The sequence below is a fragment of the Shewanella sp. S1-49-MNA-CIBAN-0167 genome, from assembly GCF_040310145.1.
Taxonomy (GTDB): Bacteria; Pseudomonadota; Gammaproteobacteria; order Enterobacterales; family Shewanellaceae; genus Shewanella; species Shewanella psychromarinicola.
The window spans coordinates 20,999-32,568 of the sequence record NZ_JBEOPO010000051.1; the positions used below are offsets into that span (position 1 = coordinate 20,999).

An 11,570-nucleotide genomic window follows, 5' to 3' on the forward strand; every position below is an offset into this window, starting at 1 on the left:
AACATTAATAAGCAAAATAGGGGCAAACATGTTAGATTTTTAAGCGCGATATTGTGGCTTAATATACCCAAATAACCTCGGAATGCACTATTGATCATGTCAAGAAGTGACAGCGTTCAAGGTTCTAGGAATAGGACGACTACGGCTGCTAATGCGACCTTTGGTCTGCTAGGTTCTAGTGTTGCCTCGCTGCTGGGACGGGCGGCGTCCTACTAGTGTCGCTTCGCTGCTAAGATGTTATAGGATCTCGCCGCGCAGCGTCCTAGCATCTAGGACTGGTAATGTGAGTCGCCGCAGTTCCCAAATCAATTCACAAATCAGTCCCCAAATAAGCAACAACTATTTACCTTTCTTGTCTAGCGGGTATCATCCCGATATAGCTTGTTATTGCTCAAAATTAACTCTACTCTCTATGAGAAATTTACATCCTAAACCAAAGGAAATCCAATGAAAACAGTTCTCGCAGTCGCCGCAGTTATGTTAACTTATTTGACTTGTATTTCGGGTGCCTACGCTGGCGTAGTTTCCTCGGAGCAGGTTATAGTCCAACAGCAAAATATATATAATAAACAGCAAGTTATCGAGATGTTCAACAACGCTGAGGTTCAAGGCAAACTGGTGGCACTTGGGGTCAGTCTCAAGGATGCAGAGATGCGCATTGCCAGTATGACCGATCAGGAAATAAATCAATTAAATACCCAGATGAATGATATGCCTGCAGCTGCTGGCGTAGTAGGGGTTGTCGTCACAGTATTAGTTGTGTTGGTGGTGCTCGATTTGGTGGGTGTTACCGATGTATTTTCCTTTATTCGGCCGATAAATTAAATCGTATTTTCAAGCATGAATGCCATCAGCATGTTCACAAAAGCCATGTGTATTACTGGCTTTTGTTTATGTCTCAGCGGCTGTCTGTCGATACCACCCCAGACCGCCATATTGCTAGCCAACCCGCCCGCTATTGCGCATAAACATCAAATTACTGGGGTGCCTTTTTACCCTCAAGAGGATTATTTCTGTGGCCCCACCACGCTCGCGGAAGTATTCAATTTTTATGGGGTAATCAAAACGCCGCAACAAATAGCGCCGGCACTGTTTATTCCAGAGTTGCAAGGCAGTTTACAAATTGAAATGGTTGCAGCTGCACGTCAACAGGGGCTGCTGGCCTATGCAGAATCAGGCAATCTGACCCAGCTACTGTCTTTGGTGAGTGAAAATATTCCGGTCATTATTTTACAAAATGTATCGACCTCATGGTATCCAATGTGGCATTACGCAGTGGTGACAGGTTATGACTTGGATAAGCAGTATGTGCGGTTGCATTCAGGCACCAATAAAAATCGTATTGCCGAACTGAAGGTATTTGAACGAACCTGGCTGCGTGGTCAGTATTGGTTGTTGGCTGCCGTGCCAGCGGATAAAACCAGTTTACATTTTGATCCTTTCATTTATGCCAGCGCCGCTCAGGATCTGCTCAGTAGTGGTAAAAGTACTCAAGGGATCAGTGCCCTTGAAAATGCCACCAGACAATGGCCTGACTACTGGCTAAGTTACTTTTTACTCGGCAATTATTATTTAGCCATTGATAACGCCCAGGCCGCTTTTTGGTATCAACAGGGATTGACTTATATTGATCAACAGGCTGAGCAACAGGCCGCCTATTTAAATAACTTCGCCTATAGTTTGTCTTTGTCTGGTTGCAAACCGCGTGCGATGGAAATAATCGAAAAAGCGCGTAGACTTCAACCCGAAGATAGCAATATTCGCAGCAGCCAAAAAGACATAGAAAAAATGCCTGATAACGCGAGTTGCTCAGTCAATTAAGCTAACATTATTCAAGATGACAATAAAACTGAGCGCTGTTGATATTGCTGAATACTTTACTCTCACTGAATAATGAATAAACAGTCTGTAAAAACAATATTACGACTTGGGGTTAATCAGCCGATATTTGGGTGTTTTTTGTAAAGTGCAGAAAAATAGCTAAGGCAATCAAAAGTAATGCAGTACTGCAAATAATGGCGACTGGATAATATAAATTACCGGCGAGATCGAGTTGACTATACTTAATCACCATTATTAATCCCTCAAGCGATAGCGCAATACAAACCGTTCCGATAAATCTAGGGATCGTTCTCCTTAAGATGGCAACAGCATCACTCTCACTTTCCTCATGGCCTGAATACTCTTTATTTATCACCAAAGCCAACTCAAATACTGCAAGCGCGATGATCCCAGTATTGATGCTACTCAAAAAAATCTGCATGATGTCAGTTCCATTTGAAATACCTTTGAAAATGGTCGTCATTAATGAAAACATAATAGCCACAGTTAAGCCTAAAAAAATCATTGTGAATGATTTTGCTAAAATACTTTTAATCCAAAAAAATAATTTATTATTCATCTTACCTTCTGTTATATTTTAACGTTTATACATCACCGAATGGTCAGGGAAAGCCTTTAGCGTTAGCGTATTTAACGTGTAACCTACTAAATAAAAATACCGCCATTGATTTGCTTCAAAATAATTAAAAAAGCTTGAAAAACCAATGAAATAAACCAAAAAAAACAGGATTACAGAGCTGAGCTTGTAATCCTGTTAAATTGACTTGTAGGGGAAAATATTTACCTAACATCTCCCCCTCTTACTTGCTACTTATTCAGCAGGCTGAGTAATGGCATTTTGTTGTAAAGTCACTGCCGTTTGAGCTAATAATCGACCGTTGATAGAGGTGCCGGTATTTACGGCAATCATCGTTTTACTCAGCACGATACCTTCAAAATGTGAGTTCGTTCCTAGCGTTACCGAGCCAGCGACCTGCCAGAAAATGTTTTTGGCTAGTGCGCCACCCGCTAACGTCACGTTCATTGCATTAGCCTGATTAAGATTACCTGCCACCTGCATAATCCAGACATCATTTGGGCCGCCAGAAAGGGTGACATCTTTACTGATATTAAGGTCTGAAGACCATTTGTAAAGACCTGGAGCCATCGTTAGGCCGCCAATTTCGCCGGCACCAAGTTCATTGAAATCCACTGAAACACGTCCTGCGGCGTCGTCATAAGCAAATCCCATGTCACCCACAGCCAATTCTAGGTAGCTTGCTGAATTTATCGCGCAAGGAGCTGGGCCCGCAGTGTCAACCGTGTAAATAGCGCCGGTGACTTCATTACAGTTAAGTAGTAGCGCCGCACCTGTGATAGGGCTAGTGCCGACATCACCAACAATGGCAGAACGATAAACATCAGTAATACCTGTTTGACTCAAAATAGTGAATGAACCTGCGCTTTTAAGATTAACTGCAGTTGGGCCAGCAGCCATCGCATTTCCAGCAAATAAACCACCAATAACTAATGGCAACAGTAATTTGTTTAAATTGTTTTTAAGCATGATCATCATTATTTCCCTTATAAGGAATGTTAAATTGAGTAGTAACAAGATTGTTACTACTTTCGGACTGGTTGTCCGTTCTATTGAGGTGTTTTGCAACGAGTATGCCAGAATGAATATCGAACCTAAATTATGGTAACTCATTGATATAAATGCTATATTTCTGCGTTTGAATAATATCAACTGCTAAGCTACTAAATACCTAACTAGCATATTTACCTGAACTACCATATTTGATAGTTTTCCGTATAACTATTTAAGGGTTTACATACATTATCGAATAACTAATCACCGTCGTTTGAAGGCGGATTATGTTATCTGAGCGGGTGATAAGTTCGAGTGAAAGCCCCTGGTTGTCGCTGAATCGGTGAAGTAAGAAGGCCATAGACTTTCAAGCTTAACTAAGGCCAAGCTCATCGTTCGCATCAGTGAGGTCAATGGCAACGTCATCCAATGTATTGGGATGATGTTGGTGGTGCCAAGGGCTTTGACAATCTGGCGAACGTCGATTTTTTGTTGCCTCAAAGGCATACATCCAAGCGCCACTATTCCCAGAAATATCCTCTCGGCGCGATAATTTGTTAATGCATACTCAAGGTCGCCATCGCTGATAAGCAGTAATTAATATGGAGATATTAAGAGATCGTGCGGTTAACGTTTTGTCATCAGCTTAGGTTGGCGAATAACCCCCTCTGTCACTATTGCTGATAAGCCATAATATGGAGGTATTAAGAAATCGTGGGTTAACGTTTTGTCGTTAACTCAGATTGGCGAATAAATTCCTCTGCCACTATTGTTAATAAGCCATAATATTGAGGGGTTAAGAAAGGGTGCGATTAATGTTTTGTCGTCAGCTTAGGTTGACGAATAAACCCCTCTGTCACCATTGCTGATGTTGCCATCGCGGATAAGCCATAATATGGAGGTGTTAAGAAATCGTGCGGTTAACGTTTTGTCGTTAACTCAGATTGACGAATAACCCCCTCTGTCACTATTGCTGATAAGCCATAATATGGAGGTATTAAGAAATCGTGGGTTAACGTTTTGTCGTTAACTCAGATTGGCGAATAAATTCCTCTGCCACTATTGTTAATAAGCCATAATATTGAGGGGTTAAGAAAGGGTGCGATTAACGTTTTGTCGTCAGCTTAGGTTGACGAATAAACCCCTCTGTCACCATTGCTGATGTTGCCATCGCGGATAAGCCATAATATGGAGGTGTTAAGAAATCGTGCGATTAACGTTTTGTCGTTAACTCAGATTGGCGAATAAAACCCTCTGTCACTATTACTGATGTCGCCATCGTGGATAAGCCATAATTAATATGGAGGTGTTAAGAAAGGGTGCGATTAACGTTTTGTCGCCCGCGTTGTCTGCTTGACGGTTAATGTCCTCATCTCGTTTCCTAATCTTTGACATGGGTTGCCTAGATCATCCAATAGCATTGGTCATTATCTGTTAGAGAGGTCTTTATTTATGGCGCAGCGCTCTCTATTGTTGAATGTACAGTCGTTTCGTTAAAGGTAATGACTGTCGGTGGCATAGGTTCAACATAGTCCGTGCAGGTGTTAATCTGCCAGTTTGCCCGTGATTGCTGCGTATTTTATTAATAGCGCATCTTGTGACTCTATATGTTCTGGGTCGGGATCAATACAATCAATGGGACAAACCGATACACAAGTCGGCTTGTCGTAATGCCCGACGCATTCAGTGCACAATGCGGGATCAATTTCATACACCTCTTCACCCATAGTGATAGCCTCATTAGGGCATTCGGGTTCGCACATGTCACAATTGATGCAGCTATCGTCAATGATTAATGCCATAAAAACCTTAAGTTAACCGGGTTGATGAGGGTTTCGCGTATCTAACCCTTCAGGTAGGTTACGCATTAACATCGCTTTGTTTACATTAATATCCACTGGCAGCGCTAGAAACACGAAGTGCCCTGAGCCTAACGCGGAATCGATTGACTCGCCTTTGCGATTAAGTAACGATTCAATAGTGATAACAAAATTACCTTCGGTTGTCATTACTTCAACACTGTCACCGACGGAAAATTTATTTTTAACGTCAATTTCAGCTAATCCTTGAGCATTTCGTTGCCCGGTAAACTCACCGACAAATTGCTGGCTATCACTGACAGAGTGACCATATTGATAATTTTGATATTCGTCATGGACATGGCGACGTAAAAATCCTTCGGTATAACCGCGATGCGCTAAGCCTTCAAGGTTGCTCATCAGGGTTCGATCAAAATCTTTGCCGGCAGCCGCATCTTCAATGGCTTGGCGGTATAATTGCGCCGTGCGCGCGACATAGTAAAAAGATTTGGTACGGCCTTCAATTTTTAATGAATCCACGCCCATTCGGGTTAAGCGATCCACATGTTGAATGGCGCGTAAATCTTTTGAGTTCATGATGTAGGTGCCATGCTCATCTTCAAACGCAGGCATATATTCACCAGGCCGCCCAGCTTCTTGCAGCAGAACTATGTCGCTACTGGGTTGGCCAGAACCTAATGTTGGCGATTCAAACTGTACCGTGGGGGCGACAGGGATGATATCACCGGTCTCAGTTTGCTGTGCTTGATGCACATCGTATTTCCATCGACAAGAATTAGTACAGGTTCCTTGGTTTGGGTCGCGCTTATTCATGTAACCAGAGAGTAAACAACGGCCAGAATACGCCATGCAAAGTGCACCGTGAACAAACACTTCTAATTCAATATCGGGACAACGTTGACGAATTTCTTCAATTTCATCCAGTGACAATTCACGAGACAAAATGACCCGTTTAATGCCTTGTTGTTGCCAGAATTTAACTGACGCCCAGTTAATCGCGTTAGCTTGAACCGATAAGTGCACCACTTGCTCAGGAAACGCTTCGCGGACCATCATGATAAGCCCTGGGTCTGACATAATAACGGCGTCAGGCTTCATCGCAATGACGGGTTGCATGTCTTTAATATAGGTTTTTAGCTTGGCATTATGAGGTGCAATATTACTCACAACATACAATTTTTTGCCAAGGGTATGAGCCTCTTCTATACCGGTGGCGAGCGTTTCCATTTTGAAATCATTATTTCTGACTCGTAAGCTATAACGAGGTTGGCCTGCGTAAACGGCATCGGCACCATAAGCAAAGGCGTAACGCATATTTTTAAGCGTACCAGCGGGAGATAATAATTCAGGTTTAAACATGGTTTTTCTCGACCTAATGGGATATTGCATAACTCAAGGTCGAAAGCTTACTGAAGGATATTAGCGCGGACAAATATAGCCTTGGTATTTGTGATGTCGGTTGTCTTTTTAGTATGACAAAGGCAATATTTAAGCGATTAATTGGCACAACAGCGGACAATTAATTAAGTTCTAGCTTGTTGAGTAATCGCAAACGTTATCGGTTTGGGTATATAATCACAACATTATTGACTATATATTTATGGAGACTCCATGTCGACGGAACATCAACTCTTGGTTGGACTATTAAAGAAGCTTAAAGATGATGCTTTAGTGCTACCGACATTGCCTGAAGTGGCTATGCGCGTTCAAGAAGTCGTGTCTCGTCAAGATTCAAGTCTTAAACAAGTCGCAGATATTATTGGTCAAGATGCCGCTATCTCAGCTCGAATTATTAAAGTGGCTAACAGTGCCTTGTATTCACGGGGTAACAAAGCGGAAAGTATCAATGCTGCGGTTAGCCGTATTGGCTTAGTGCAAATAAAATCTATTACCACTTCTGTTGCCATGGAGCAGTTATTTATCTCCACTAACGAAATGGTGTGGGAAGTCATGGATGAAGTATGGAAAACCTCGATTGAGGTCACCGCTTCATCCTGTGCCATGCTCGAAATGTATAATAAGCGTCATCCCACTAAAAAATTAAATCGTGATACGTTAACCCTTGCGGGCTTAGTGCATAATATTGGTGCATTACCGGTATTAACCGAAGCAGAAGCTCAACCTGAACTGTTTAGTCGAATTGACGATTTACGCAGTTTAGTGCGTAAAATGCAGGGGCCGATTGGCCGTGCTGTATTAAAAACATGGGACTTTGCCCCAGAGGTAATGGAAGTGGTTGAACGTTGGTCTGATCTTCACTACCTGCCTAACACGGTCACTTACCTTGATTTTATTCGATCCGCAGCATTCTACACGGGTGAACTTCGTGCCGGTGAAGACTTAGAGGGAAGGTTAGGGGTGTTTGCCGAGCGCGGGCTACCTGTGACACCAGAAGATCTAGCCAGTGATGAATTTATTGAGATGTATCATTCAATTAAGCAAAGCTACGAATAGCCTTATTAATGGATATTTTTTATGGATATTACTCTTTGAGCCAATACCAGAATGAACACTATCCAAATATAATGCTGTTTAATGTCTAAAAACCACAAGACTGAAACTGTAACATGATGAATTATTTACTGATAACAATGTTATTTATTATTGCAGTTATGCTGTGCATTGTTGCATTCATTTATTGGCGCCAACATCGATTTATTCAGCGATTAACTCACTCGCTTGAACTCAGGTTGCTTAACCAAGATTCATTTAATATAGACTCGTCTTCTAAATCGTTAAAACCGCTCATTAACGTTCTTCATGATTTACATCAATCAAGCCTGTTTATTACCGAACGGGATAAGTTAACCGGATTAGCCAATCGTGTCGGCTTTAAACGAAAAATGCTGGCTAGAATGCCGATTTCAGAAGGCATGCTGGTGCTGGTGGATATTCACCAATTTCGTTTTGTGAATGATTTATTTGGTTTTTTATTTGGTGACAAACTGCTTAAAGCATTTGCAAAGCGGATCGATAGCCTTAATTGCAAAGCACAGTTTATTGCGCGGATGAACGGTAATGAGTTTCTGTTATTTTATCACCAACCCTTGACTATCGAGCAGTTGCTCACCATAAAAAATGACTTACAAAGACCATTTGAAATTGAACAGCAGCCCATCAGTATCAAAATGCAATTAGGGGTGTTGTCATTAAGTGAACATCATGCGGATGTGAGTTTGATGCTTCGCCGCTTAGATTTAGCCCTGAAGAAAGCCAAAGCATTAAAGCAGCCGATTGCTTTTTATGATCAGGATGATGATAAAGCGCAATACCGAGAATTGTTAATCATTAATGGCTTGCCTAAAGGATTAAAGCAAGATCAATTATTTATGGTTTTTCAACCAAAATTAGATATAAAAAGTGGCCAATGTAAGCAGGTAGAAGCATTGATCCGTTGGCAGCATGAAAGCTTAGGATTAATTTCACCGAGTGAATTTATTCCATTAGCGGAACAAACCGGAATGATTGATATTCTGAGTCCTTGGGTGCTGGATAACGTGTTAGCTCAACAAGCCAAATGGCGAAATATGGGGATTTACGTTAATGTTGCGCTTAATTTGTCATCAACTGATTTAGATAATCCCAATTTGGCAGTCGATGTCGCCACAAAACTATCCCAGTATCTGGTTCCTGCCGAATCCATTACGATTGAAATCACCGAAAGCGCCTTAATGATATCACTAGAACAAACTATTATGACCTTAAATCAATTGCGAGATATCGGGGTTAAATTGGCCATTGATGACTTTGGTACCGGTCATTCTTCTTTGGCTTATTTACGTCATTTACCTGTAGATGAAGTGAAAATTGATAAAGCCTTTTTAGATGAATTTGAAACGTCCAAAGCCGCGAAACAAATTGTTAAGACCAGTATCGATCTCGCTAAAAATTTAGGTTTTGAAGTGACGGTTGAAGGGGTGGAATCTAAGTCCGTCTTAGAGACGTTACATCTTTTTGGGGTGGATACGATTCAAGGTGATTACTTTGCGAAACCTTTCACTGCCAGTGAGTTTGAACACATTTATCCGCAACTTAATTACTCGCAACTTAATCATTCGCAACTTAATCATCCGCAAATTAAACACCCATAACATAATGGTCTTTAAGGCGAAATTGAGACATTGTAGGTGACCACGCTAAGACTAAGATCCCACCGATAAATGGGCGATTAATTCTGTCGGCATAGGCGCAAGTTGACGCTTCTGGTTCATGCAGACCATTTCAACCGCTGCCGTTACCGCAGGCTTTTTAGCATTGGGACGCCATATTTGCTGTTTCCACACGGTACGATACTTACTTTCAAAATAAAATTGAGTACGAACATCAATAATTTCTGCAAATTCAACCCCATCATGACATAACATATCGCTGCGATAAACAGCAAAACCTAATTGTTGTTGCTGCCAAAGTTGACTAAGCACATCCGCACCAATGACATGTTCACGTGCGCGTTCGAAATACTTTAAAAAATTAGGATGGTACACCACACCAGAAAAGTCGGTGTCTTCATAATAAATTTGTACCGCAAAAGAGTGAACGGGACTGTATTTGGGCTCTACAGAGACATGGCTCATTACACTATGACCTTATGTTATTCATTGTATTGTGGTTAATTATTTGAGGGCAGAAGCAGTTGATGATACTTGCCTTGTTTTTGTAACGTGAGCAGTCCTTTATCGAGTAATTGGCTAAGGTGCTTTGCTTGTGGATTATGTTTAGAAAACGCGACAAATATTTCACTGGTATGATTGTTAAATTTTGCTTTTATATCACGGCTAACACCCATCTGGTTGATGTAAACATCAGCGACAAGATCATACATAATCGCAGTATCAATTCTGCCCACTAATAGCAAATTGATCAATTGGCGCTGACTATTAACGGTAATAACGTGTAGTTTCAGTTTCTCTACAAGTGTCATAAATTCATCTCCGTATTCATAACCATCCACAATACCAATCGTGCTCTGTGTTGGGATCTGCCATTTATTATTCACAATGTTAGGGTATTCTTTGGCAAAGAAAAAAGAAGCCGTTACGGTAAAAAGAGGTTCATTACCAAATACAAAGCGATCAATAGTGCTCTGCTCACGTGTGACATTAAAGACGCCATCAACAGTGCCGCGTTCGGTCATAATCAGACCCCGAGAGTAAGGTACGACAATTGTGGAAACCTCAACATCAACTTGCTCAAAAGCATGGTTGATAATGTTGTGGGAAATACCTCTGCCGACTTCATCAGCAAACGGGGGCCAACTATCTTCTGCTGCTAACGTGATTCTTAGTGATTCTGCCACTGCCAACTTAGGGGTGACGATAACGCAAGCGCTTACAAGTGCAAGTAAAGTAACCTGAGCAAATATACGCCACACTTTGCCCGTTGGAATGTAACCAAGCAGGACGTTTGGGTAACCTATTAACGACATATAATCCTTTATTAAATGTTCCTGTTGCGCCAAGCGGATAATAGCACCTTTACTATTAAAGTGATATTTCCTCTGTTGCGAATATCGCCAATCAATAGCCGCTAGAATATGATTACGGCTAATGCCTACAAACTGACTCAGTGATAAATTAATGGTCATAATAAGGGTAACGGAAAAGAGTAATATTAATATTAACTAATTGATTGTTTTGCTAATAGATCAATAGGCTAGCCATAGTGTTAGTCATCAAGTTAGTTTGTTAAGGCGTCGATTTTGGCCGAAAAATGATTGAAATAAATACCATCACGGGCGAAAGCTGGAAAGTCACCGTGCAAGTTAACGAGCCTCTACAGCTGCTAGAGCGACCTTCGGTTTGTTAGGCTCAAGTGTCGCTTAGCTGCTAAGATTTTATAGGTTCTAGCCACGCAGCGTCCTAGCTTCTAGGCCTTGTTCTTCGGGAGCGCTGAAACGAGTATGTTGAAGTGGTTTGGGGATATATCAGCCATAGCCAAAATGATGGCTCAGGAGATGGGATTAAGTTATTTCAGTTTAATGTGCAGATGAATGCCGTGATGAATAGAGGTGGTCTATTGAGTAAACCCACTGACGATCCGCTGGGCTTTATGCACAAAGATATAATGTCAGCATTGATGCCGACTTAGCTTAACAGCAAAAAAGCGCATTTTTAGATGGTGTTTGTTATCGTTGTCCTGGGCAGGATAATTTACTTAATCCGACATTGGTATTGCATCACGAAGTGTCTTATAAGCACACAATGACAAGCATCAAGCATTTGAGTAATGCCTTTATATTAAAACGTGACGCTACCTGGGCACGATAATTTACTTAATCCGACATTGGTATTGCATCACGAAGTGTCTTATAAGCACACAATGACAAGCATCAAGCATTT

The 11,570-nt window shown here is 41.4% G+C and carries 10 protein-coding genes; 4 read left to right on the forward strand and 6 right to left on the reverse strand.

The window, feature by feature from the left end:
• Window positions 1–447: 447 nt before the first annotated feature.
• Window positions 448–825, forward strand: a complete 378-nt coding sequence (locus AAEZ00_RS18560; protein WP_351089385.1) for a PA2779 family protein — start codon at window positions 448–450, stop codon at window positions 823–825.
• A 30-nt stretch (window positions 826–855) separates the two neighbouring features.
• Window positions 856–1,821 carry a PA2778 family cysteine peptidase gene (locus AAEZ00_RS18565; protein ID WP_351089387.1) on the forward strand — a complete coding sequence of 322 codons (966 nt, stop codon included), beginning with the start codon at window positions 856–858 and terminating at the stop codon, window positions 1,819–1,821.
• A 112-nt stretch (window positions 1,822–1,933) separates the two neighbouring features.
• On the opposite strand, the gene AAEZ00_RS18570 is transcribed toward AAEZ00_RS18565, so the two are convergent.
• The 4 genes from AAEZ00_RS18570 to trhP form a co-directional block, all read right to left on the reverse strand.
• Window positions 1,934–2,401 (reverse strand): hypothetical protein, encoded by a 468-nt coding sequence (locus tag AAEZ00_RS18570; protein ID WP_351078458.1) that lies wholly within the window; start codon window positions 2,399–2,401, stop codon window positions 1,934–1,936.
• A 252-nt stretch (window positions 2,402–2,653) separates the two neighbouring features.
• Window positions 2,654–3,397 (reverse strand): ice-binding family protein, encoded by a 744-nt coding sequence (locus AAEZ00_RS18575; RefSeq protein ID WP_351089389.1) that lies wholly within the window; start codon window positions 3,395–3,397, stop codon window positions 2,654–2,656.
• Window positions 3,398–4,956: 1,559 nt separating this feature from the next.
• Window positions 4,957–5,214 carry a YfhL family 4Fe-4S dicluster ferredoxin gene (locus tag AAEZ00_RS18580; RefSeq protein WP_124012052.1) on the reverse strand — a complete coding sequence of 86 codons (258 nt, stop codon included), beginning with the start codon at window positions 5,212–5,214 and terminating at the stop codon, window positions 4,957–4,959.
• Between the two features lie 12 nt (window positions 5,215–5,226).
• A complete protein-coding gene (gene trhP, locus AAEZ00_RS18585) occupies window positions 5,227–6,591 on the reverse strand; it encodes a prephenate-dependent tRNA uridine(34) hydroxylase TrhP (protein WP_351089391.1) in 1,365 nt (454 codons plus the stop codon).
• Window positions 6,592–6,843: 252 nt separating this feature from the next.
• Here trhP and AAEZ00_RS18590 point away from each other — a divergent pair, with 252 nt between their 5' ends.
• The gene (locus AAEZ00_RS18590) at window positions 6,844–7,686 is read left to right on the forward strand and encodes an HDOD domain-containing protein (RefSeq protein ID WP_101032481.1); all 843 of its coding nucleotides are present in this window, start codon (window positions 6,844–6,846) and stop codon (window positions 7,684–7,686) included.
• 137 nt (window positions 7,687–7,823) lie between these two features.
• Window positions 7,824–9,323: a putative bifunctional diguanylate cyclase/phosphodiesterase gene (locus AAEZ00_RS18595; RefSeq protein ID WP_351089393.1), complete on the forward strand. Its 1,500-nt coding sequence runs from the start codon at window positions 7,824–7,826 to the stop codon at window positions 9,321–9,323.
• A gap of 51 nt (window positions 9,324–9,374) precedes the next feature.
• Here AAEZ00_RS18595 and AAEZ00_RS18600 read toward each other — a convergent pair whose 3' ends face one another.
• Entirely contained in the window at window positions 9,375–9,806 is a 432-nt protein-coding gene (locus AAEZ00_RS18600; RefSeq protein WP_351089395.1) for an acyl-CoA thioesterase, read from the reverse strand.
• 35 nt (window positions 9,807–9,841) lie between these two features.
• Window positions 9,842–10,816 carry a substrate-binding periplasmic protein gene (locus tag AAEZ00_RS18605; RefSeq protein ID WP_351089397.1) on the reverse strand — a complete coding sequence of 325 codons (975 nt, stop codon included), beginning with the start codon at window positions 10,814–10,816 and terminating at the stop codon, window positions 9,842–9,844.
• Window positions 10,817–11,570 lie beyond the last annotated feature (754 nt).